We start from the raw sequence: 22,308 nt of genomic DNA on the forward strand, positions 1-22,308 counted from the left end.
TTGATGGGTTTTTCTGTCCACTTAAATGTTCAACTTAAATTTTACAATCTGCCATTATGATAGATGCTCCTTTTTATTAATCGTAATGATTACTATTTAGAAATCGACTAATATATTAAGCGTTTGGAGGAGAAAAGACAAGTCCTAATTTTAAAAAAACCGCGTTACCGAATGGCAAACGCGGAAAGAAGGTTAGTAACCTAGGTAGTAGGGGGAATCGGGACCCTGAACCTGCGTAATGTAGTGATCGAAGTAGGGGAGCGTATAGTCGACGTAATCGTAGTCACTAGGCAGGGCCAGGTGACATAAACTGATTAAGGAGTTTTCGGCTAGCAGAAGGGGACTGGTGCCGTCGGATGAAAACTCCTTTGCGGGCCCTAGCGCAGGCGTTAACCCGTGGTAAGAACAGTCCATTATAGCTGTTAGGGAGTTCCACGTGAAACTAAAATACCCCGTCACGCTAATGTGGCGCCACGGAAAAGTTTGAAGTTGTGTTTAGTGCCACCACAGCTTGATCAGGGCTTGAGTACCATCATTGCCGAGGCCCCGGTCGTCGACGAGTTCTCCGTAGAGCCGCTTGGCCTCGCTGGTGGCCGGGAGGTTAAGTCCCATTGCATCCGCCTCATCCAGGGCGATCCGGAGGCCCTTCAGAAAGTGCTTAGCAAAGAAGCCCGGGGTGTAGTCACCCTTAAGAATCCGTGGACCATAGGAGCCGAGACTGAAGTTTTCCGCGGCTCCGCCCTGCAGGGTTGCGATGACCTGCTTCAGGTCGAGGTGGGCGGCTTTAGCGTAAACCAGTGCTTCGGTCAGGCCGGTCATCATGCCAGCAATCATGATTTGGTTGGCCATCTTAGTGTGTTGGCCGCTGCCAGCGGGGCCGTAATAACTAACTGTCTTGCTGAACTGGTCAAAGAGGGAACGCAGGTGGTTGAGATCGGCAGCGTCACCGCCGACCATCACCGTCAGTGTCCCGTTTTTGGCGCCAATGTCATCCCCAGAGACCGGGGCGTCGAGGACGTGGACGCCGCGCTTGGCCCCAACGGCGTTGATCTGTTGGGCGAGGGACGGTTTACTGGTTGTCATGTCGACCAGGTACTGGCCAGTGGTGGCGTTAGCTAGGATGCCATCATAGCCAAAGTAGACCTGCTCGACGTCCTGCGGAAAACCAACCATTGTGAAGATGACGTCGGCCTGTTGGGTGAGCGCGGCCGGGGAGTCAGCCCACTGGGCCCCGTTGTCGAGGACTGCCTGGGCATGGGCCTTAGTCCGGTTGTAGACGACGACCGGGTTACCATGCTTTAGGAGGTTGTTAATGATTCCAGTTCCCATGACGCCGGTGCCGATAAAACCAATTTTGTTCATAATACATCGCTTCCTTTTCTTTCATTATAGCGGAAATTCCACGCTGGCGGTAAGGGCGGCTTGTGATATAATCAACCTTAAAACTGGGAAAGGAAGCAATCTTGTGAAGAGCTTTTTCAAAAACCAACGGCTGACGGCGGGGGTGGCCTTGGTAAGTCTCGTTTTGCTGGTCATCACCGCCCTGCCGAGTCTCCACACTCCCAAGTGGCTCCAGATCATCATCCTGGTGGTCTTTCTAGTCTGCGCGGTCGTGTTTACGGTCTCGTCCGGACTGGATCGGTACCGAAATCATCAATGAAAATAACGGCTCCTGGCCGCCTCATTGGCAGTCAGAAGCCGTTGTTTCGTTAATCGAGGGTGACCTCGCCCGCCACGTCGGTCGCAAAGAAATTGGCGATGGCCTGGACATTCATTCCTTGACCCAGCCCCCACATCAGTTTGGTGATCGCGCTTTCCGAGGTCATATCATGGGCACTGATTGCGCCCTCCACCAAGGCCTGACGTCCGACCTCGTACTTGGTCAAGTCACTGCGTTCGTAGAGACACTGGCTGGTGGCGACGACTGGGATGCCCTGCTTGATCAGCTCACCAACTGCGGCGGCAATGTTGCGGCGGATGTAGGTCATCCCGCCGAGTCCATAGGCTTCGATGACGATACCATGACAGTCGTGTTTGGCCAGGGCCCGGAGCAGGCGGGGGTCGAAACCAGGGAAGAGCTTAAACAGGAAGACATTGGTGTCAATCTTGGTGTTCAGGACACATTGCTCATCGGTCCGTGGGCGCTTTGTTTTGATGGTAAAACCGTCGGAGGTCACTTCGGCCACGGGTGGAACGTTGACGCTCTCAAAGGCATCGAAGGCGGTTGTCCGCACCTTGACGCTCCGGCAGCCCCGCATAATCTTCCGGTTGAAGGCCAGGTAGATGTTTGGCTGGAGGCTGGCGGCCGCCTCAAAGGCCAGCTGGAGGTTATCAGGGGCGTCACTCAGGATGACGTTCATCGGTACCTGACTCCCGGTGAAGACGACCGGGATATTGATGTGCTGGAGCATGAAGGTCATCATTGAGGCGGTGTAGGCCATCGTGTCTGTTCCATGTGAAACAACGATCCCGTCGTAGTCGTTCCGGTTCCGGTAGATGGCCTCGGCGATAATCTTCCATTCCTCGGGCTGGATGTTGGAGGAATCCAGCTGGAGGATGTCCTTAACAGTGACGTCATAGGGGACACTGCCGAGGGCCTGAATGAGCTGCTCACCACTCTCACCGGGGACGAGGCCCTGGTCGGAAACCACTGAGGCAATCGTGCCCCCAGTGGAGAGCAATAGTATTTTCTTTTGTGCCATGTTAAATCACCCGTTTTTGGTAAATATTGTAAGTGGCGGGCCGCCGAAAGGCAAGATCTCACTGGTGCGAATTTTGCCCGACGTGTTGTCAAAGGAAACCACAGCACCTAAAATAAATGTAAACGATTCATTGCATGAAATAAGGAGTGATCAGGATGCCAATGGGAACGTATCAACAGTTTAAGGACGAACTAAAGAAGCTGGAAATTGACGACTATGACGTGGTTGACCACCCGGCGGCCCACACCACTGAGGAGGCTGACAAGTACATCGCTGGTCGTGAGGGAGTTCGGACCAAGACGATGTTTCTGAAGGGGAAGAAAAAGAAGTTCTACATGGTGATCATGGATGACAAGAAGCGGATGGACTTCCACGAGTTCCAGGACTTGACTGGGGCTAAGCGAGTCTCGATGGCGCGGCCCGAAGACCTGGCGGAACAGCTGGGCCTGGCGCCCGGGATTGTTTCCCCGTTTGGCCTTCTAAATAATACTGACCATAACGTCCAGGTCTACTTTGATAAGGACATCGTCGACGAGCCAATTCAGACCTTCCACCCGAACGAAAATACTCACACGATCTTCATCAAGACACCGGACCTCTTCAAGTTCCTGAAGGAAGAGGGATACGAGCCGGAAATCATTGATCTGTAAATAGAAACTCGCTCAGCCAAAATGACTGAGCGAGTTTTTTTATCTAATTAGTGATCGACATTGCTGCTGATGATGTCTTGATTGAGGGCGTTAATCTTGACCTCGGTGGTCTGGCTGCTGTCAACCACTTCGACCTCCCAGATCTGCTTGCCTTCGTCATTCTCCAGGGTCCACTTCTGACCCTGACCCTGCTTAGCTTCCTTTTCCGCCAGCTTGTTAGCGGTCTTTCGGCTGATGGTCTTCTTCAGGTCCAGGGCGGAGTTGCCGTCGTCCTTATCGAGTTTGTTGGAATGGCTCCAGGTGATCTTCCCGGTCTTGGCATTGATTGCTGCGGTGTGCTCCTGCTCCTTATCGAACCCGTCGATCTGGTATTGGTAGCGGTTGCCCTTCGGTTCCAGGGTGATCTCTGAGATTTTAGCGTTCTTGAACTCCTTTTGGAACTTCTTGACGGCCTGCTTTTGGCTGATCTTGATGTCCTGGGTCTTGGCTTGGGCAGCGTTAACCGTTGGACTCGTGGCCAGGCTGACCCCACCGATGGCACTGGTGGTCAGAACGGTCACGGCCATCAGACGCACGAGGCGGGACTTCAGTGAATGTTGTTTTGTCATGTATAAACCTCCTGTGAGTTGTTCGTGTTCTTTAATACTAATTATAGCAGAAATATAACGAATTTAATGCAATCGGGTGGTTAAGAATCATGTAAGAAAAGGATAAGGAATAACTAAATAATAAGGATTTCATGCTGCTTCGGTTTCTTAGAAATGAGCTTAATGGCGCTAGCCTCCGTTAGAAAAGTGATGGCACGCCGTGTTTTGGCCATCGCAATTCCTTTCCTTTTATTTTTTTCAATTATTTCATTATCTTTGATTCCTAGTGAAGACTGGTATGAAAAGAGCTTAGACTGAGCCAAGTAGTATAAAACTTGGCCAACCAACTTGGCGGAGATATGTTTGGGAAAAGTCGTTTGATTTTGTGTGACCCAATCCTGAATCATCCCCTGGGCATCATCCAGCTCATCCTTTAACTGACGCAGGGTGATTAGGTTTTCCTGCTGCTGGCTAACGAGAATAGCGAGCAAGGACTGGATAAACAATGTCAGGTCGGCGTAGTTGTCGGCATTATCAGCTTCGATAAAATCCCGATAATACTGCTGAACGTGTGCATGGAAGGCGGTTGCGACCGAGAAACCAGTAAAGCGATCAAACTTACTAGAAAGATAGGACGAGAGGAGGTAACGTCCCATTCGCCCGTTACCATCGAGGAAGGGGTGAGTATTCTCAAAGAAAAAGTGGGTAATCAGGGCTTTAAACAATGCAGGCATGTGATCGTCGTTCATGAATTCAATCAAGGCGGTTAACGCATGCTGAATTTTATCTTCACTGGCGGGTGGACGGTGGACGCCCTTGGTTGCTGAGCCAATGGTTAGGACCTCACCATTAGGCAGCCGGTCACGGAAGATTTCTCCATTAGGTAGGCGATCTGGGGTAATCTCGCCCTTTAGAAGGGTATCATAAATCTTTCGAAAATCCTGCAGAGTGTTGATCTGGATTGGCTTACCATATTGAGTCTGTTGGTATAGTTTGATCGTTGATCCCAGGCGGCGTTTCGATACGCTATTCTTCCGATTGGCATTGAGGTTGTTTTCCTGAATTACCGTTCCAATTTCGATCTTACTAGTCTTAACCCCCTCGATTTCATTGGTGTAAAAGATTTCTGATACTAATAGTGAGTTTAGAAACTGACTAATGGCGATAGAGGGCAGGTGGCTTGCGATCTCCTCAATATGTTTAGAGTTCATTCGAAATTGCTCGGCAAGGCTTAAAATCTCCGGAAGGGGGAGGAAAAAGATCGGGTATTTGCTTGTTTGCTGCTCACTTCGGTAACTCAGCAGGGGGAAGAGGGGCGCTTTTTGGACGGTATAGGCGTTTAAGCGATGCTGATACTCATTTTCGGTGATAACTTTAGGGTCATCATTGCTCTGAACGATATATTTAAACTTTGATAGGGAAAAATACTTCATCTCTATTCCTCCAATTCTTACTATTTACCAAGTATTATATCATTGCTCAGAATGCATATTCTTTGAAAACGCGATTTTAAGCCGATAGGTATCATGAAAGTAACGCTAAAATCGCTAAAACCGTATTTTGGGGTAAATAGATAGCATTAAAATGATATGAAAATTGCGAAAATCGAGATTTTGCGAAATATTTAAAGATAAAATCCCTGCAAAACACTATTTTCAGCATTTTGCGGGGATTAGTTATTCAACGGATTTATTAAATTTAATCATTATGGGCGCAGGCGGTTGAGCATCCGTGGGAACGGAATGTTCTCCCGGATGTGGTCCTGCAGGGTGATCCAAGACAGGAACCGTTCCAGTCCCATTCCGAAACCGGAGTGCGGTACGGAACCGTACTTGCGCAGGTCGTCGTACCAGCCGTAGTCTTCCTTATTCAGGCCGTTCTCTTCCAGCTTGTTGGTGATGTATTCGTAGTCGTAGGAACGTTCGGAACCACCGATGATCTCACCATAACCCTCTGGTGCCAGAAGGTCGGCACAGATGACTTCGCGGTCATCCTCGGGGTTGGTTGGCATGTAGAAGGCCTTGATTGCCCGTGGGTAGTTCATGATGAAGACCGGCTTGTTGAATTGGTCGGCCAGGTAGGCTTCCTCTGGCGAACCGAAGTCGTCACCGTACTTGGAATCGAAGCCGCCTTCCTGGAGCATCTCGATGGCCTTCTTGTAGGTGATCCGTGGGTATGGCAGTTCGGTGAATGGCTTCAGGCTCTCCACGGAACGACCAACCATTTCCAGCTCGGTGGCACAGTGGTCAATCAGGTCTTGGACCAGGTAAGCAACGTATTGTTCCTGAATCTTCAGGCTTTCGTCCTGGTGCATCCAGGCCATTTCTGGCTCGATCATCCAGAATTCGGTCATGTGCCGGCGGGTCTTGGACTTTTCGGCCCGGAAGGTAGGGCCCATCGTGTAAACCCGACCGAGGGCCATGGCCCCGGCTTCGGCATAGAGCTGACCAGATTGGGACAGGTAGGCGTCGTCATCGAAGTACTTCACGTCGAAGAGTTCCGTCGTCCCTTCCGGTGCACTGGCCGTCAGTTCAGGGGCGTCGAACTGGGTGAAACCGTGCTTATCAAAGAATTCCATCGTGGCCAGCTTGACCCGGCTGCGGATCCGCATGAGTGCCCACGGTTTGCGGGAACGCAGCCAGAGATGACGGTGGTCGAGCAGGAAGCCGATCCCGTGTTCCTTGTTCCCAATCGGGTAGTCCTCACTGGCGCCGACGACTTCGATGTCCTTGATGTGGATTTCGTAGCCAAACTTGGACCGCTTGTCCTCGGCAATCTCACCGGTGACGTAGAAGCTGGTTTCCTGGTGCAGGTCGTGCTTGGCCAGGTCGAAGGTTGCTTCATCGACGTCGGCCTTTCGAATGATTCCCTGGAAGAAGCCGGTACCGTCCCGCAGTTGCAGGAAGGCGATCTTACCACTGGACCGCTTGTCCGTCAGCCAGACACCGATCTTGACGGTTTCGCCAACATGTTTAGGTGATTCACTAATCGTAATTGTTTCCACTGTTGAATACTCTCCCAACCTAATTTATTTTTACAGAATTTGAATGTGTGCTGTTTCGCACTTCTTCAGCATCTCTGCTGGCCAAACACTGGCCTGCACTTCGCCGACGTGGGCCTTACCCAAGAGGAGCATGCAGAGCCGGGATTGACCGATTCCTCCACCAATTGTATATGGTAATTCGCCGTTGAGCAACATTTTATGGAACGGCAGCTTGGCCCGGTCTTCAGCGCCGGCCTTCTTCAGCTGTTCACGCATTGATTCTTCGCTGACCCGGATCCCCATGCTGGAGATTTCCAGCTTGCACTGGAGTGGCTCGTACCAGAAGATGATATCACCGTTGAGTTGCCAGTCATCGTAGTCGGGTGCCCGGCCATCGTGCGGCTTACCAGAGCGCTTGAGCTTGTCCCCGATCTTCATGATGAAGACGGCGCCCATCTCCTTGGCGATCTTGTCCTCACGCTCCATCGGCGTCAGGTCTGGCCAGCGGTCTTCCAGCTCCTGGGTGGTGATGAAGTGAATATCGTCAGGCAACTGGTAAACAGCGTCCGGGTAGAGCTCCCAGAGTTCGCGTTCGATCCGCTTGATAACCTTGAAGATCTGACGAACGGTGGCCTTCAGCGTGGTTTCGGTCCGTTCCTCCTTGGCGATGATCTTCTCCCAGTCCCACTGGTCAACGTAGATGGAGTGGAAGTTGTCGACGTCCTCGTCCTTGCGAATGGCGTTCATGTTGGTGTAGAGGCCTTCGTGCATGCCGAAGCCGTACTTCTTAAGGGCCATCCGCTTCCACTTAGCGAGGGAGTGAACGACCTCAATCGTCTCGCCAGGTAGTGACTGCATGGTGAAGGAAACCGGTTTTTCGACCCCGTTCAGGTTATCGTTGAGCCCGGTACCCTTCTCAACAAACATTGGGGCCGACATCCGCTGGAGGTGCAGCTCATGACCGAATTCATCCTGGAAGTTCTCACGGATAAAGCGGATGGCTGCTTCGGTATCACGGATTGACAGCTTGGGATCGTAGTTCTTTGGAATAATTAAACTCATAAATAACACTCCTTTAATCAGAATCGGTATTTAGGAGCGAATAAAAAAGCCCTTCGTCCCCATCAACTAAGGGACGAAAGGCTTTATTCCGCGGTACCACCCAAGTTGTCCGAGTGAAAACTCAGACCACTCTTTTCGAACACGAACATGTTCTACCGGCGAGGTAACGTACCGGGGACGACTGAGCCTACTCTGGTCGGGACCATTTAGGTCAGCGGCATTGCGAGAAAGTGTTTTTCAATCGTCCAGGGTCGGCCGGCTTCCCACTACCGCTGGCTCACTTGACGAATGCGGCGATTTACTCTTCTTTCTCATCGCTTTTAAAATCTTTAATGATATTCTAACCTGGTTTTTAGAAATTGCAAGAACTTTTTACAAATTATTTTATCTGGTTGCGCCCAGGTTAATCCTGGCCACCTGCCGTAGGATGACAAAGACGATCAAAGCCTCGATTGGCCAGGTGATGACCTCCTTGGGCAGCCGGATCGTCAGCAGGGCCATGAACGTCCGGCCGGTACTCGATGAGCTGAGACTCATCAGGTAGATCCACAGGGTCGTGAAGAGGACGTTGGTCACGAGAATCTGGAAGAACTCGTAGACCAGGGCCCGCTGCCAGGTGACCTTCTGATTGTAGAGGAACATCCCGGCGATCACCCCGGAGACGAAGGCCGACAGGGTGAAGCCCGGGAAGAAGAGGGTGCCCGAGCTCAGGATGGTGTTGGAGATCAGGTCATTGATAACCATCGCCAGGCCACCGATCCAGGGCCCCAGAAAGTAGCCGATTAAAGTGGTGGCGATGAAGCCGAGACCAACCTTGACGACGGCCGGGTCACCGACCGAGAGCTTGCCGAGGACCACCTGTAGGGCGATCAGCATGGAAGCCAGGGTCATCTGCCGGGTAGTGAAACGGGGACCAGAAAAAGATAGAATTGACATTGTCAAAACCTCCCTAAGATTATTTTGTTAGGGACGACATTGACGCATGTCCAATGTGGTGAATGCGGAAAACCCAAGCGGCCAGTACGGCCTCCTTTCGACGTTCACATTCCGTTCCGTCGAACAATGACTCGGGAGTTCCTACCCCAACTGTCGGTAGTATACGATATAGCCGGATATTATTCAAGCTTTCTGCTCATTTTCACAGTAAAATCAGAACAATATACGTATAAGTACTAAAGAAAGTTCATGATATCACAAAGAATTTTGCTTTTGGGACCGACTTTCGTATGATAGGAGCAGTAGCTTTTTGAAAGGAGGGGGCGGCATGCAGAAGCGGCAACTAAGTCTGATCGGGGCCTGCGTGGCAGCGGCACTGGCAATTGTCCTGCTGGCAGTCCTGATGATCCCAGGTCGGGGAGTCCACTACGTCTCGGCGGCGACCCTCCAACGCCACTTCTTTCTCCACAACGGTTGGTACTACGATGGTCGTGACTGGGCCTTTGTCCAGGGCGGCCATAAGGTAACCGGGGTCCGGCAGATCAACGGGGTTACCTACCGTTTCGGGCGGGACGGCAAACAGGTCCTGCCCTACAAGATTAGCTACCAATACCAACTCAGCACGGAGCAGGGGACCAACCAGCCGGCCACCCCGAAATATATCATCCTTCATGACGTCGGTAGTCGGGCCGATGGGCAGCAGGCGGCCAGCTATATGCAACGCACGGCCAACAGCAGTCAGGCCTATACGAACTTCGTGGTCGGCAACGGTGGGGTAGTCTACCAAATGAAACGTCCGGGGACAGTGGCTTGGGGCGCCGGCACGACCGCTAACCAAAATGCCCCCGTCCAGATTGAACTCGGACACGCCACCAATGCGGCCGCGTTCCGGGCGGACTACCAGTCCTATGTGGCCCTGACCCGCGATATGGCCGGCAAGTACAACATCCCGCTGACCCTGGATCAGGGAAGCACGGGAACTAGCGGGGTTAAGAGCCACCGCTGGGTTAGTCAGCACATCTGGGGAGACCATCAGGACCCCTATGAGTATCTCACCCGATATGGTGTCAGCAAGGCCGACCTGGCCAATGATCTGGTCGGAAAATAACAACAAACGAAAGACCGTTAGTGTTCATGTTTGAGCACTAACGGTCTTTACTATTATGGTGAACTTGTTTGGTTATTAATTAACCCTTGTGAGCAGCCAGGTAGTCCTTGGTGTAGGCGTCAACGGCCCGGAAGGCTTGAGCAACGTCATCTGGTTCAACGGCGAACGGCAGTCGGCTGATGGTGTCATTCTCGGAGCAGGCCGCCTTAGCAGCGGACAACAGCTCTTCATCGGAAGCATCGGCCAGGTGGAGGTCGTCAAGGGTGGTTGGCAGACCGAGGGACAGGATCAGTTTGAAGTATTTGTCGTAACGTTCTTGGCTAGCACCTTCGAGCATCAGCTGTGTCAGGGTCCCGTAAGCAACCTTTTGACCATGAGTAAGGTCGTGGGTTTCCTCCAGGGTGGTCAGGCCATCGTGAATGGCGTGGGCACCGGACAGGCCACCACTTTCAAAGCCTAGCCCACTCATCAGGGTGTTGGCTTCGATGATTTTCTCCAGAGCGCTGGTAACGACGTGCTTCTTGACGTCGGCCACGGCCAGGTGAGCGTACTTGAAGAGGGTGTCCTCACACTTCTGGGCGATCGCGTTCCCCACCAGGGTCTGCTTCTCGTTCAGCATTGTGTCGGCACCAGCTTGGGCCACTGCCTGGGCTTCAACGTTGGTGGCCAAGGCGTCGGCGATCCCGGCGATCAGCAGTCCGGCTGGGGCACCAGCGATGACCTGGCTGTCGACCAGGACCAGGTCAGGGTTGTGGGAGTAGAAACGGTAGTGGTCGAAGCTGCCGTCATCGGTGTAGATCACCGACAGACGAGAACACGGAGCGTCCGTTGAGGCCAGGGTTGGCATGATAACCACTGGCAGGTTCAGGTTGTCGGCGACCGCCTTGGCGGAGTCACTGGTCTTACCGCCACCGAGGCCGTAGATGACCGTGACCTGGTCCCTTTTCCCGATCTCACTGATCCGGTCGATCTCGTTGGTGGAGGATTCACCGTTGAACTTGACTAGGTCGACGTCGTAACCATTGTCCTTCAGGTAGTTCTCCAGCTTTTCACCGACGATCTTGTAGACACTATCGTCCGTCAGCAGCAGTGGTTTCTTGCCAAATCCCTTCAGGTATGGGTCGCTCTTCAACAGTACACCCTTACCTTGAACATATGATGATGGTGAAGCAAATTCTTTAATCATAGCAACGAACCTCCAATATGTATATTTTGTAAGCGATAACCTTACAACTTTGATTATACTATCGGAAACCGTTGCCGTTCAAGTCCTTTTAACTTATTTTCGCCAAATTATGTCAAATTTAATTTTTTCTATGCTGGCCGGCTGGTCTGGTTGGGTCAACGATACCGCCTGCTGGCCGATCGTGTCGAGGTGTTGGTCGATGGAGGGGAAGCCCAGGAGCTGGCTGAGCAACTGATTCCCCTGGCCGATGACGACTACCTTTGGGCCAGCGACCTGACGCGCCCCGGCGGCACTGATGTCACTTTCCGTTAGGATTACCTGAAGATTAGGGGTCGTAGCTAAGAGTTCCGTGGTCAATCGTTGACTATCCGCAAATGAGCGGCAGTGATAGCGGACCAGGTCCGGGGACAGGGGGTGGCCAAAGACTTGCTGGTAGGCGGCGAGGGTTTCCGTGGTGGTCACGCTCTCCTTGGCGGGACGGATGAAGAGACAGCCGATACGGTTGAGGTGGCGGTGCCTCAGTGTTTGAAAGAGCTCAGTCAGGGCGGCCTGCCGATCAATGTGAACCGAGCGGGCAGTGGGATCGGGGATGGTCTCACAGAAGACGATCGGGTGCTTTTTCCCGTACGGGGTGATCTCCTGGTAGGGAAGAGTGTGGGAGGTAATGATCAGGCTGTCGATGAGTCGGTGTTCAAGTTCGTCGAGACAGCGGCGTTCCTTGACGGGCGAGTAAGCCGTGGGCAGGATGGTGACTTCCTGATCGGTGGTTGCGGCCATGGTGATGGCATTCACCAGGCTCTGAAAGTAGGGGTGGTCGAGGAAGGGGACCATTACCCCGATCCGGTTACTACTATTGGTGCTGAGGATGCGCGCAATGCCATTGTAGTGGTAGTCGAGGTCTCGCATGGCCGCGGCGATCTTTTCACCAAGGGCCTGACTGACATAGCCGTGCTTGGTAATGTACTTGGAAACGGTCGAGGGGGCGCACCCCACTAGTTTGGCAATATCGTAGATGGTGGTCATATTTTATCCTCCAATCCGCTTGACAGGAAACTGGTTTCCTAAATTATTCTAATTCTCAGCAATTATTTATACAAACGAGGAGAGTGTGGATGAAGAACTTTATCTTTGATATTGATGGCACCCTGATCGATACCTTCAACATGTACATGCCAGCATTAATGGAAATCCTCAAGGACCACGGTTACCGGTTTGCTGACCCGGCACGGTTGAAAAAGAACTTATACGGGATTGCGGCCGTTGATGCCTTGCAGCAGTTGAATATTCCAGCAGGTGAGATTGCCGTGATCAATCGAGAATGGCTTACGCGGGCCTATCAGCGGTTTGACCAGGTAAGGCTTCTTGCTGGGATCCCGGTAGTCATCGAGCAGTTGGCTGCGCGGCCGGATACCAAATTGGCGATTGTAACTTCTAAGACGCGAGCCGAATACCAGCAATATTTTCAAGACCAGTACCAGTTTGCCAAGAACTTCACGGTGGTGGTGACGGCTGATGACACTGCTGCCCATAAGCCGGCTCCAGAACCGCTTCTGCTGGCAATGCATCGTTTGGCTGTCGATCCGGCAACCACGGTCTACATCGGTGACATGCCGACTGACATGCAGGCGGCCCACGCAGCCGGAATTTGCTTTGCCGGGGCCATGTATGGGGCCGTGCATCCCGAACAGCTGGCGCCGGCCGACCTACTGATGATCTGATCGATTCAATTGAATATCCGTGCAATACCGCCCGGTCATGATAGATCGCCGGGCGATACTTTATTTGCGGGGAGTTATAAAAAGTTATAAAATAATTGAGAAGTTATAAAAAGTTATAAAAGAGGTGGACCATTATGGGAAATCCATTTAATCCCAGCTTTGGGACGGTACCCAGCATCTTCCTGGATCGGAACTCACTATCCAAGCGGGTTGTGACCGAGTTGAATAATGAAAACTCGCCATTTCAGACATCGCTGATTTACGGACAGCGTGGCGCTGGAAAGACCACCCTGATGACCGACGTTGCTAACGAACTCGGTAAGGAGCCACACTGGCAGGTAGTCAACCTGGTTCTGGATGATGACCTACTTGAATCACTGCTGGCTCAGCTTCGCGAAAAGCTAGTAGACCTGAAGCTTTTCAAGGACCTAGATCTTAAGATTGCCTTCAAGGGGATTCAGGTTGATACCAAGATGGGGCGGCCGGCCGTGTCGGCCAACTTTCAGACCGCTTTCCATCAGCTACTTGAAAAGTTCACCCAGAAGAAAATCAGGATCCTAATCACCATTGATGAGGTCAAGGCCACGCCGCAATTGCGAAAGTTGATCTCATGCTATCAGATTATGCTTCGTGACAACCTGGGTGTGTCCCTACTGATGGCGGGACTACCGGATAATGTCTCGGAGATTCAAAACGATGATGTGCTGACCTTCCTGCTGCGAGCTAATCGGATCACCCTTAATCCCCTTGATGCCGAGAGTATCAAGACCAGCTATGCGCGAATCTTCCGTGACGCTGGCTACGAGATTGCGATGCCAACCCTGCTTTACATGACTAAGCAGACGTTGGGCTTTGCCTACGCCTTTCAACTTCTTGGTTACCTAGTCTGGCAGGCGGCTAAAAGTCGGACTACCAAGCGGGTCACGTTGGAGACGGTTAAGGAGATTCAAGACCAATACGTCAGTGCCCTGTTCCGTAACGTCTACCGTAAGGTTTACCATGAGATGTCAATGCGGGAACGCGAATTTGTCCAAGCGATGGTTAAGACGGGTCAATCCCAGGTAAAGGCCCAGCAGATCGGCCAACTCATGGGAAAGCAGCCGGGCTATGTCTCCGTTTACCGGCGTAAGTTGATTGACGATCAGATCATCACGCCGGCGGGCTATGGTTACGTTCGCTTCATGCTGCCTTACTTTGACCAGTACGTTGAGGAACAATTATTAATGGATCAATTCTAACCAAAAATCACCCCCGGATTAGCACAGCTGCCGATCCGGGGGTGATTTCATTCACTTATTAATTAAGACTCTGGGCAATTTTAGCGTTGACGGCTGCCTGTTCCTTATCGACCAAGGCGACTTTGCTCTCGATGACCTTGATGTCCATCCTGATCTCCCGGGTCAGGCCAGGTGTGTTGATCTTCGGCGCGAAGAAGGCCCTGAATTCGGCCAGCCGAGCTGACGTGTGGAAGACACCGGCCGTGACGGTGATGAAGGTAGCAAACTCCATATCACCACCGACCGTGTCGTTGAGCCACTGCCAGTCGTCGCGCAGCCAATCCCAGGCCGCCCGCTGACCGGCATCGTTGGCGAGAACACCCCGGTACCAAGCCCGCAGATCCTGTGGCTTGATAACGCTGGTATCCTTGTAAAGGGCAACGAGCCGCTTGATCAGTGCCGGGTCGGTCGTGTTCGGCAGGGCACCACGGATGTCCTGCTTGAAGCTGGCGTCAGCGGTGTCCTGGTAGGCCTTGATCAGCTGGTCGAAGAGGGCCGGGCTGCCGTAGTTTTGGACCTCGTTCTTGAGGACCAGTCCCCGGATATCAGCCGTCAGTTCGTTTAACCAATCTTTACTATCACTGAAGATCTGGTGGGCTGCGGCCATTGCGTCGGCATTGTGGGCATACAGGGCGGCGTTCAGGACGTATGGCCGGGTCAGCTGGTCGTCGTTGCTCTCGCCGGACTTAGGCAGCCAGCCGAGCCGGGCCACCTGTTGCTTGCTCAACTGGTCGAAGAATGCCCTGAGCTGCTTTTCTTCTGAACTATTCGGTTGAACAAACATCTTCAGGCTGTTGGCAATACGGTAGAGCTCGGCGTTGACGATAGCCGATGGACTGTTGGCAAAGCGTTTCAGAAGTGGAATCAGGTCGGCATAGGAAACCTGCTGCCCCTCGGCGAGTAGGCGGAGGTCCTGGAGTAACTGCCGCTGGCTGATTGGATCCAGCTGGTCGGCATGATCGAGGATATCTTGGAGCAGGGTGTCGTCGTACTTGATGATGAAGTGGGAGTTATTGCCGACGTTGAGCCGGAATGGCTGGCCGTTTTGCTGGCGCAGGGCCTGGTAGTCACCGAGGACGACTTCCCGGTCGCTCATAATCTGTGGAGCCGCGGCGTAGTTACTGTTCAACGGGACTTGCCAGATCCGGCCCTTGTCCTCACCGGCCCCGATGAAGAACTGCTGTTGGCGCAGGACTAGTTGGCCCTGGTCATTGACCGTGGCCGAGACAACTGGGTAGCCCGGTTGCTCCAGCCACGAGTTCATGATCTTACCGATATCCAGTCCAGATGCTTCGCCGAGGGCCTGCCAGAGGTCGCTCCCCTTGGCATTGTGGTACTTGTGGGCGGCGAAGTAATTCTTCAGGCCCTTACGGAGAGCATCGTCGCCGAGCAGGGCCCGGACCATGACCAGCATCCGCGAACCCTTGGCATAGACGATGGCGCCGTCGAAGATTGAGTCGATCTCAGCCGGGTCGTTCACGTCCACGTGGACCGGTTGAACACCGTCTGTGGCGTCCCGCTGCAGGGCCATCGGTGCCTCAGAGGTCTGGAAGAGTTCCCAGATCTTCCAGTCGGGGTGGATAGCGTCGACGGAGACGTATTCCATCATGTTGGCGAAGCTCTCGTTGAGCCACAGGTCGTCCCACCAGTTCATCGTGACCAGGTCACCGAACCACTGGTGCGCCAGCTCGTGGGTGATGACGGTGGCGACTAGCTGTTTCATGTCCAGAGAGGTGTTGTCAGGGTCGAGCAGGAGGTAGGCTTCCCGGTAGGTGACCAGCCCCCAGTTCTCCATGGCTCCGGCTGAGAAGTCCGGCAGAGCCAACTGCCAGGAGTGTGGTAGCGGGTATGGCGTCTGATAGAAGTCTTCATAGAACTCGATGGCACGCTTAGCGATGTCGAGGGCGAAGTCGAGCTCCTTGGGCTGGTGAGCCTTGGTAGAGAAGACCCCGACCTTGACGCCGGACTTGGTCTCTGTCATCTTGTTCTGCAACTCTCCGAAGGCAAAGGCCACCAGGTAGGTCGACATCCGAACGGTTTCCTGGAAGTAGTGGACACCATCGGTCACGTGGTCCTCGGGCATGTTGGCGATGACGGTCTCACCGGGGTGTTCATCATATTTGATAGCCAGGGAGAAGGTCGCCTTGGCGGCCGGCTCGTCGACAGACGGAAAGGCCTGACGGGCCGCGGTGGTCTCGAACTGGGTACCGATGATCTGCTTCTGTTCACCGTTGACCTGGTAGTAGGACGGGTAGATCCCCATCATGGTGTCGGTCAGTGGGGCAGTGTAGTCGATCTTGATTGTGACATCACCAGCACTTGGCAGGGTGATCTCCACAGTCTCCGCATCGTCCTTGACGGTGTAAGGAAGCGGCTGGTTATCAGCTGAGATGGTGGTGAAGTGCAGGTACTTTTGGTTAAGCTGAATGACGGGTTGACTAGCGTGACCGGTGATGGTTGTGGTTCCCGAGATCAGCTTCTTGCCCCGGTCGATGTCGAGGTAGAGGTCGTAGTGGTTCGGTTGGAACGTGTCCAACAATCGTTTGTTTTCTGTCATTAAAATATTCACTTCTTATTGTTAGGATAGTTTAATTATACGGCGAAACTGGGGCGGGGCAAAGAAATTACGATTTGGCGGGCCGGCGTGTTGTAAAATGGGAGCATTGATAATTATTTGAAAGGAAGTGGGAACGGATGTCAATCAGTCAAATCTTTACCCAGGTGGTCGTGATCTTCTTACTAATGCTTCTTGGGGTGGTCATCCGAAAGCTGGGTTTCCTGCATTCCCAGTCGATTAATGACCTGACAAATATCATTCTTTATTTTTTGTCGCCAATCGTGATCATCAAGGCATTTGAACAGCCATTTTCGCGGGCCCGTTTTAACCAGTTCCTGGTCCTGGTGGTGGCGGTTTTCTTAACCTACTTCGTCTCGATCCTGCTCGCCAGTTTACTCTTTCGCCGGGTCCGCGACCAGAACATCCGGCGAATCGCGATCTACGGGAGTATTCTAACAATGGCTTCATGGGGATCCCCCTGGCTCAGGGGCTCTTCGGCAGTATCGGGGTCTTCTATGCCGTGGCCTCGATGATCGGATTTAACGTGATGTCGTGGACCCAGGGGATTGGGATCTTCCAGGACCGGACCCAACGGCGCTTCGGTGAGCAATTCAAGAAGATCATCTTAAACCCCAATATTATTGCCATCATCGTTGGCTTAATTATGTTTGTTACTTCATATCATTTGCCTAAACTACTATCCTCGTTTATTGACTACACCAGTCCAGCTTTCACCCCAATGGCAATGATTGTCATTGGCTGTAACCTGGCTAACCTGAGCCTCAAGGATGTCAAGCTACCTGGTTCACTGTGGGTCAGCCTGGTTGTCCGGAACCTGGTCTTCCCGATTCTGGGCGCCCTCATCCTGTTGGCAATGGGGGTTAGCGGGGTGCCAATGGTGACAACCGTGATTCTCAGTGCCTGCCCGGTGGCCGGGCTGGTGGTCCTCTTTACCCTACAGGCGGGTGGGTATGCTAAGCCGGCCACGATCCTGATGAGCATTTCGACCATTCTGAGTCTAGTGACGATCCCGATTGTCTACGGGATCGTCAGTCTGTGGTGATTGCCCGGGCGATTCAGTATATCCAAAATATCCTTAGATTTTATCGAGATGTACGCAGTTTTCCCCTTTAATTCATAGATTTGACTCAACTTTTCGACCATCGAGGTTGTTAGTCGTAGGTCGTTTAAGGTTTTGTAATTAAAAGTTTTCAGTGCAATCATCTCCTTATCGGTGCAATTTTAGCATTTTTTGCACCGATAAAAAACCGAATCGGTGCAAAAGAAAAGTTATCGGTGCAAAATTAGCTGATTTTGCACCGGTAACTGATTTAAAGCACTGATTTACTTGGCTTTGAAGTAATGGATTTCTGACAGGTAGTCACCCTTATCCGTCGGGTCGGATAACAGGCCGACATTCATCAGCTCGTCACCGCCATAAGTCGTCTTGGTAGTGTCATCCTGGTAGTTCTTGCTTGGATCGAGGGCCACCATCTTGGTGTTGTAGATCTCGAACCGGTTGGTGTGGTGGGTCCGGAAGGTGAAGAGCAGGGCCTCGGACTTGTCGGGGCTAACGAACTCCCAGGCCACCTTGCTGCCACCCTCAAACGGGCTCTCTAGCCGGTAGAAGTCGCCGTACTGAATCAGGTGGCGATGAGCCTTGTAGAACTTGATCTGTTGCTTGACCAGTTTCTTTTCATCAGCGGTCAGGTCGGCCAGGTCGAGCTCGTAACCGAAGACGCCGCTCATCGCTACAGCACCCCGGGTTTCAAAGCTGATGTCCCGCCCGGTCTGCTGATTTGGTGAGACGGAGACGTGGGCGGTCATTGCCGAGGTCGGGTAGACCAGGGAGGTCCCGTACTGGATCTTCATCCGGTCGGCCGCGTCAGTATCATCGGACTGCCAGCTCTGTGGCATGTAGTAGAGAATTCCGGCATCAAACCGGCCGCCACCACCGGAGCAGCCCTCAAAGAGGATCTGTGGGTAGCGCTTGGTTAGCCGATCGAGGAGGTCGTAGAGACCGAGGACGTAGCGGTGGCCGATCTCACCCTCGTGTTCCGGCGTGGTGGCGACGGAGAAGACCTCGGTCAGGTTCCGGTTGAAGTCCCACTTGATATAGTCGATGTCGACCTTGTCCAGGACCTGGCACATCTGGTCAAAGATGTTGTCGACGATTTCCTTGCGGCTGAAGTCGAGGACGAGCTGGTTGCGAGAGAGGGTCATCCCCCGGCCTGGTTCGTGAATTGCCCAGTCGGGGTGCTTCTTATAGAGCTCGGAGTCCATGGAGATCATCTCGGGCTCGAACCAGAGGCCAAACTTCATCCCGGCGGCGTGAGTCTGATCTGCAACCTGCTTGAGGTTGACCTTCTTGCTGTTGACGAACCAATCACCCAGCGAAGAGTTGTCGTCGTTCCGGTGACCAAACCAACCATCGTCAAGGACGAACATCTCGATCCCCAGCGGTTTAGCTTCCTTGACGACCTCGTCGAGCTTCTTGTCGTCGAAGTCGAAGAAGGTGGCCTCCCAGTTGTTAATGACGATTGGCCGGTCAGCGTACTGGTACTTGCCGCGGGCCACCCGGTTGGTCAGCAGGTGATGGAAGGCCTGGGACATCCCGTTGAGGCCCTTGGTGGAGAAGACGGTGATCGCCTCGGGGGTCTGGAATTTCTCCCCGGCCTCCAGGCGCCAGGAGAAGTTGAATTCGTTGATCCCGGCGAGTAGGCGAATCTGGTCGATCTGGTCCTTCTCAATTTGGAACTGGTGGTTGCCAGAGTAGACCAGCAGGACACCGAGTGCGTTGCCCTGGAACTCGTCGGTGGACTTGTCGACAATGGCGGCGAACGGATTCATGTGGTGGGAGCTGGAGTTACGCCGGCTGGACAGCTCGAAGATCCCCTGGTCGAGGCTGGTCCGCCGCATCTGCCGTTCGTGGGCGTACTGGCCGGGCAGGTAGACGAGGTCGTAGTCTTGGTCGTTCTTCGGCAGGTCGAGCTGGATGGAGGCGACCTTCTCGATGTCAATTGGGTAGTCACTCGTGTTGACGACGCGGACGTTGCGGGTGATGACGGGGTAGTCCCGGTAGATCGTGTAGGACATATCACCAGGGCGACGTCGAGTACCGTGTCCTTCAGCGTGACCTCCAGGGTTTCGGCCTCGTCGTCGGCCTTGACATAGGAAGCTGGCAGGCCAGCCAGGGCCGGCTTGCCGGCAATGATCTTGTAGGAATCATAGCGGAAGTCGGTCAGCCGCGCCCCGTCCTTGCTACGGATAGTGATGGCCGGGACCCGATAGTCCCCGGTGTTGTTGCCGGAATATTCCTGGAGGAGGTCATCCTTGGAGTAGGTCCGGTCCATTGACTTGGGTAAGTTGCCGGAGAAGCCCCGGTCGACCCGCGGGTAGTAGCGTTCGCCGTGGTATTCCCGGATGGCGGGACCGTAGTAGAGGTGGCTGAGCAGGCCGCCCTCCTCGATGGCGAAGAGGTAGGAGACCTGCTTATTCTTCAGGTGGAAGACTTTGGTTTTTTCATCGAAATTAATCATTGCACGAATGGCTCCCTTCTTTGTTCAGCTCAAATTATAAAGCGGTTTCATCTAGGACCGTAGATTTTATCGGGTAAAGTGGTCAGATAAGATTGAACGTACGGACTATGGTATCGGGATACTAAACGTTTACTATTTTCTGCTATAATCGAGAAAAAAGGAGGGATTAACAATGGCAAGCATCCGACAGATCGCCCGGCTGACCGGGTATTCTCTGGCCACGGTATCCCGGGTTCTCAACCACGATGACCGCCTGGCGGTGAAGGCCACGACCCGGGAGAAGATCATTCAGACGGCCGCCGCCTTGCACTATGAGACCCATGAGCATCATGGCGAGCGGGTCCGGGCGATGAACCTGCAGCGTAGCCGGATCCTGGTGCTCCTGACGCACCAGGACAGCGGGCCAACGTCCTATTTCACCGAGATCAACCGGGGGATCAAGATGGCGGCCCAGGAGCACGGCCTGCCGATCAGTGCCTGGCTGATGTTTCCCCAGCCGGACTTTGACTACCGTCGGGCCGCAGACTACCACGCGCTAATCCTCGTCGGCACCTTCAGTCAGCACTTTCTGACCCGGCTCTACCATTACAATCAGAACCTGATAATCATTGACGACTACCGCTACTCGGACCGCTACGACCTGGTGCGCAACAACTACGAGGCGGTGATGCACCAGGCACTTGATCAGCTCTATCGGCAGGGGCACCGTCATATCTTCTTCATCGGTGGAGCGATCAACCCGGTGGCGGCACGGGGGAGTGAACAGACCGGGATCGCCGACATCCGGACCCGGGTGTATGAGAACTGGATGCAGGTCCACCACCTAACCGCCCATACCTACGTGACGCGGTGGATCGAAGCGGACGGGCACCACGCGATGACCGCCATTCTTGACCGGCGGCTGCCAATCGATGCCCTGGTGATCGCCAGCGACCGGTTGGCGGTCGGGGTGTATCAGGCCCTGCACGAGCGCGGGGTGTCGGTGCCGGACAACCTGGCTGTGGTCAGCTTTGACGATTCTGCCCAGGCTGCCCAGCTGACCCCACCACTGTCGTCCATCCGCCCGCACAGCTACGAGATGGGCCGGGCCGCTGTTCGTCTGGCGATCGAGCGCTTGATCGACCGCCGGACTGTGGCGGAGCAGGTGATCCTGCCGTCCCGCCTCGTGGAGCGGGCCAGCAGCGCGCCGCAGTCAAAGTGAGGCTATTCAGTGAGTGATCATTGACGTTTGTTATAATGGATCCGACCTTTAATAAGTGATATCATATGAGTATCAATAAGATACCGATGTGAAAGAGGAGGCGTTAGCATGGCAACGATTAAACCAAAAGCTAAAACTAGTTCGACCATTCGTCTCGACCCAGAATTGCGTAAAGAACTTTCAGAAGGATTAGCTAATGTTGGTATGACCGTCAACGGCTATTTCACGATGGCTGCTAAACAATTCATTATTCAGGGGAAAGTACCATTTGAAATCAAGAATGTGCCCAAGGTCGAGCACGTAACCTTTAATGATGAAACCCGAAAAGCAATTGTTCGTGCGTATGCCGAAGAAGAGGGAATTATTTCAGATACCGCGAAGACCTTTGATGATGCCGATGATGCAATGAAGGAACTTTTCAATGATAAATAATAATTGGAGGGTTTGCTTTGACCGGCAATTCCAGCTTGACGTTAACAAATGGAAAAATCAGGTTGACGATTTACAGGGTGAATTACGAGATATTGATGACTATATTATAGAATATGGGGAAATCCCAAGCGAATATGATCCACACGAACTAGTGGATCCAACTCTCCCGTATACTGGTACGATGGATTTCCATCTTTTCGACAGTAAAGTTGATTTGCTGGTAATCTATACCGAAATCAATAAACACCGTGTTTTTCGCTTTATGCGCCTTGGTAGTCATAACGAACTTTTTCATTGATAGCTTTAGAAACTATTTGTGGGGAACCGATTCCGTAGTAGAAAATGATCTAATTGGTACCATAATATGACA

The 22,308-nt window shown here is 53.0% G+C and carries 18 protein-coding genes, 2 pseudogenes, 1 riboswitch and 1 other annotated feature; of the genes and pseudogenes, 9 read left to right on the forward strand and 11 right to left on the reverse strand.

What is annotated here, in order from left to right; all coding sequences use genetic code 11:
- Nucleotides 1–495: 495 nt before the first annotated feature.
- Complete coding sequence (locus FD34_RS00175; protein ID WP_057805577.1) at nucleotides 496–1,362, reverse strand: NAD(P)-dependent oxidoreductase; 867 nt, start codon at nucleotides 1,360–1,362, stop codon at nucleotides 496–498.
- A gap of 103 nt (nucleotides 1,363–1,465) precedes the next feature.
- Between FD34_RS00175 and FD34_RS00180 the strand changes: the two genes are divergently transcribed.
- Nucleotides 1,466–1,660 carry a hypothetical protein gene (locus FD34_RS00180; RefSeq protein ID WP_057805579.1) on the forward strand — a complete coding sequence of 65 codons (195 nt, stop codon included), beginning with the start codon at nucleotides 1,466–1,468 and terminating at the stop codon, nucleotides 1,658–1,660.
- A gap of 49 nt (nucleotides 1,661–1,709) precedes the next feature.
- Here the strand turns inward: FD34_RS00180 and FD34_RS00185 are convergent, their stop codons facing one another.
- Complete coding sequence (locus FD34_RS00185; RefSeq protein ID WP_057805581.1) at nucleotides 1,710–2,702, reverse strand: asparaginase; 993 nt, start codon at nucleotides 2,700–2,702, stop codon at nucleotides 1,710–1,712.
- Nucleotides 2,703–2,857: 155 nt separating this feature from the next.
- Between FD34_RS00185 and FD34_RS00190 the strand changes: the two genes are divergently transcribed.
- Nucleotides 2,858–3,352: a prolyl-tRNA synthetase associated domain-containing protein gene (locus tag FD34_RS00190; RefSeq protein WP_083479742.1), complete on the forward strand. Its 495-nt coding sequence runs from the start codon at nucleotides 2,858–2,860 to the stop codon at nucleotides 3,350–3,352.
- Between the two features lie 47 nt (nucleotides 3,353–3,399).
- Here FD34_RS00190 and FD34_RS00195 read toward each other — a convergent pair whose 3' ends face one another.
- The 5 genes from FD34_RS00195 to FD34_RS00215 all read right to left on the reverse strand — a co-directional run bounded on the left by FD34_RS00195 (nucleotide 3,400) and on the right by FD34_RS00215 (nucleotide 8,920).
- Entirely contained in the window at nucleotides 3,400–3,960 is a 561-nt protein-coding gene (locus tag FD34_RS00195; RefSeq protein WP_057805583.1) for a PepSY domain-containing protein, read from the reverse strand.
- Between the two features lie 113 nt (nucleotides 3,961–4,073).
- The gene (locus tag FD34_RS00200) at nucleotides 4,074–5,372 is read right to left on the reverse strand and encodes a Fic family protein (protein ID WP_057805585.1); all 1,299 of its coding nucleotides are present in this window, start codon (nucleotides 5,370–5,372) and stop codon (nucleotides 4,074–4,076) included.
- A gap of 272 nt (nucleotides 5,373–5,644) precedes the next feature.
- Nucleotides 5,645–6,943, reverse strand: coding sequence for an asparagine--tRNA ligase (asnS, locus tag FD34_RS00205; RefSeq protein ID WP_057805590.1), 1,299 nt, complete (start codon nucleotides 6,941–6,943; stop codon nucleotides 5,645–5,647).
- Between the two features lie 30 nt (nucleotides 6,944–6,973).
- Nucleotides 6,974–7,984 (reverse strand): aspartate--ammonia ligase, encoded by a 1,011-nt coding sequence (gene asnA, locus FD34_RS00210; RefSeq protein WP_057805592.1) that lies wholly within the window; start codon nucleotides 7,982–7,984, stop codon nucleotides 6,974–6,976.
- Nucleotides 7,985–8,050: 66 nt separating this feature from the next.
- Nucleotides 8,051–8,308: a binding site (T-box leader), on the reverse strand.
- 60 nt (nucleotides 8,309–8,368) lie between these two features.
- Nucleotides 8,369–8,920 (reverse strand): folate family ECF transporter S component, encoded by a 552-nt coding sequence (locus tag FD34_RS00215; RefSeq protein WP_057805594.1) that lies wholly within the window; start codon nucleotides 8,918–8,920, stop codon nucleotides 8,369–8,371.
- Between the two features lie 54 nt (nucleotides 8,921–8,974).
- Nucleotides 8,975–9,071, reverse strand: a riboswitch (THF riboswitch).
- Between the two features lie 177 nt (nucleotides 9,072–9,248).
- On the opposite strand from FD34_RS00215, the gene FD34_RS00220 reads away from it, so the two are divergent.
- Nucleotides 9,249–10,028 carry an N-acetylmuramoyl-L-alanine amidase gene (locus FD34_RS00220; RefSeq protein ID WP_057805596.1) on the forward strand — a complete coding sequence of 260 codons (780 nt, stop codon included), beginning with the start codon at nucleotides 9,249–9,251 and terminating at the stop codon, nucleotides 10,026–10,028.
- Nucleotides 10,029–10,107: 79 nt separating this feature from the next.
- Here the strand turns inward: FD34_RS00220 and FD34_RS00225 are convergent, their stop codons facing one another.
- Together FD34_RS00225 and FD34_RS00230 are read right to left on the reverse strand one after the other, a co-directional pair.
- Nucleotides 10,108–11,214 (reverse strand): glycerol dehydrogenase, encoded by a 1,107-nt coding sequence (locus FD34_RS00225; RefSeq protein WP_057805597.1) that lies wholly within the window; start codon nucleotides 11,212–11,214, stop codon nucleotides 10,108–10,110.
- Between the two features lie 93 nt (nucleotides 11,215–11,307).
- Entirely contained in the window at nucleotides 11,308–12,237 is a 930-nt protein-coding gene (locus tag FD34_RS00230) for a LacI family DNA-binding transcriptional regulator (RefSeq protein WP_057805599.1), read from the reverse strand.
- Between the two features lie 89 nt (nucleotides 12,238–12,326).
- Here FD34_RS00230 and FD34_RS00235 point away from each other — a divergent pair, with 89 nt between their 5' ends.
- Nucleotides 12,327–12,932, forward strand: a complete 606-nt coding sequence (locus FD34_RS00235; protein WP_057805601.1) for an HAD family hydrolase — start codon at nucleotides 12,327–12,329, stop codon at nucleotides 12,930–12,932.
- A gap of 134 nt (nucleotides 12,933–13,066) precedes the next feature.
- Nucleotides 13,067–14,170, forward strand: a complete 1,104-nt coding sequence (locus FD34_RS00240) for an ATP-binding protein (RefSeq protein WP_057805604.1) — start codon at nucleotides 13,067–13,069, stop codon at nucleotides 14,168–14,170.
- Between the two features lie 58 nt (nucleotides 14,171–14,228).
- On the opposite strand, the gene FD34_RS00245 is transcribed toward FD34_RS00240, so the two are convergent.
- Entirely contained in the window at nucleotides 14,229–16,766 is a 2,538-nt protein-coding gene (locus FD34_RS00245; RefSeq protein WP_057805606.1) for a M1 family metallopeptidase, read from the reverse strand.
- 137 nt (nucleotides 16,767–16,903) lie between these two features.
- On the opposite strand from FD34_RS00245, the pseudogene FD34_RS00250 reads away from it, so the two are divergent.
- Nucleotides 16,904–17,829 (forward strand): annotated as a pseudogene (locus FD34_RS00250) (AEC family transporter).
- A gap of 281 nt (nucleotides 17,830–18,110) precedes the next feature.
- Here the strand turns inward: FD34_RS00250 and FD34_RS00255 are convergent.
- Nucleotides 18,111–20,305: pseudogene (locus FD34_RS00255) on the reverse strand (alpha-galactosidase).
- A 172-nt stretch (nucleotides 20,306–20,477) separates the two neighbouring features.
- On the opposite strand from FD34_RS00255, the gene FD34_RS00260 reads away from it, so the two are divergent.
- From FD34_RS00260 to FD34_RS00270, 3 genes are all read left to right on the forward strand, one after another.
- Complete coding sequence (locus FD34_RS00260; protein ID WP_057805608.1) at nucleotides 20,478–21,506, forward strand: LacI family DNA-binding transcriptional regulator; 1,029 nt, start codon at nucleotides 20,478–20,480, stop codon at nucleotides 21,504–21,506.
- 108 nt (nucleotides 21,507–21,614) lie between these two features.
- On the forward strand, nucleotides 21,615–21,938 hold the full coding sequence (locus tag FD34_RS08690) for a damage-inducible protein J (protein WP_235805941.1): 324 nt from the start codon (nucleotides 21,615–21,617) through the stop codon (nucleotides 21,936–21,938).
- Entirely contained in the window at nucleotides 21,928–22,236 is a 309-nt protein-coding gene (locus tag FD34_RS00270; protein WP_057805610.1) for a type II toxin-antitoxin system YafQ family toxin, read from the forward strand. The genes FD34_RS08690 and FD34_RS00270 overlap by 11 nt, the downstream gene beginning before the upstream one ends.
- The last annotated feature ends 72 nt before the right edge of the window (nucleotides 22,237–22,308 follow it).

This window comes from Limosilactobacillus pontis DSM 8475 (genome assembly GCF_001435345.1).
Lineage (GTDB): Bacteria > Bacillota > Bacilli > Lactobacillales > Lactobacillaceae > Limosilactobacillus > Limosilactobacillus pontis.

Coding starts and splice junctions, on each gene's coding strand:
- FD34_RS00175 (WP_057805577.1), bottom strand. CDS start 1,362: ATGAACAAAATTGGTTTTATCGGCACCGGCGTCATGGGAACTGGAATC.
- FD34_RS00185 (WP_057805581.1), bottom strand. CDS start 2,702: ATGGCACAAAAGAAAATACTATTGCTCTCCACTGGGGGCACGATTGCC.
- FD34_RS00190 (WP_083479742.1), top strand. CDS start 2,858: ATGCCAATGGGAACGTATCAACAGTTTAAGGACGAACTAAAGAAGCTG.
- FD34_RS00195 (WP_057805583.1), bottom strand. CDS start 3,960: ATGACAAAACAACATTCACTGAAGTCCCGCCTCGTGCGTCTGATGGCC.
- FD34_RS00200 (WP_057805585.1), bottom strand. CDS start 5,372: ATGAAGTATTTTTCCCTATCAAAGTTTAAATATATCGTTCAGAGCAAT.
- asnA (WP_057805592.1), bottom strand. CDS start 7,984: ATGAGTTTAATTATTCCAAAGAACTACGATCCCAAGCTGTCAATCCGT.
- FD34_RS00215 (WP_057805594.1), bottom strand. CDS start 8,920: ATGTCAATTCTATCTTTTTCTGGTCCCCGTTTCACTACCCGGCAGATG.
- FD34_RS00220 (WP_057805596.1), top strand. CDS start 9,249: ATGCAGAAGCGGCAACTAAGTCTGATCGGGGCCTGCGTGGCAGCGGCA.
- FD34_RS00225 (WP_057805597.1), bottom strand. CDS start 11,214: ATGATTAAAGAATTTGCTTCACCATCATCATATGTTCAAGGTAAGGGT.
- FD34_RS00230 (WP_057805599.1), bottom strand. CDS start 12,237: ATGACCACCATCTACGATATTGCCAAACTAGTGGGGTGCGCCCCCTCG.
- FD34_RS00235 (WP_057805601.1), top strand. CDS start 12,327: ATGAAGAACTTTATCTTTGATATTGATGGCACCCTGATCGATACCTTC.
- FD34_RS00240 (WP_057805604.1), top strand. CDS start 13,067: ATGGGAAATCCATTTAATCCCAGCTTTGGGACGGTACCCAGCATCTTC.
- FD34_RS00245 (WP_057805606.1), bottom strand. CDS start 16,766: ATGACAGAAAACAAACGATTGTTGGACACGTTCCAACCGAACCACTAC.
- FD34_RS00260 (WP_057805608.1), top strand. CDS start 20,478: ATGGCAAGCATCCGACAGATCGCCCGGCTGACCGGGTATTCTCTGGCC.
- FD34_RS08690 (WP_235805941.1), top strand. CDS start 21,615: ATGGCAACGATTAAACCAAAAGCTAAAACTAGTTCGACCATTCGTCTC.
- FD34_RS00270 (WP_057805610.1), top strand. CDS start 21,928: ATGATAAATAATAATTGGAGGGTTTGCTTTGACCGGCAATTCCAGCTT.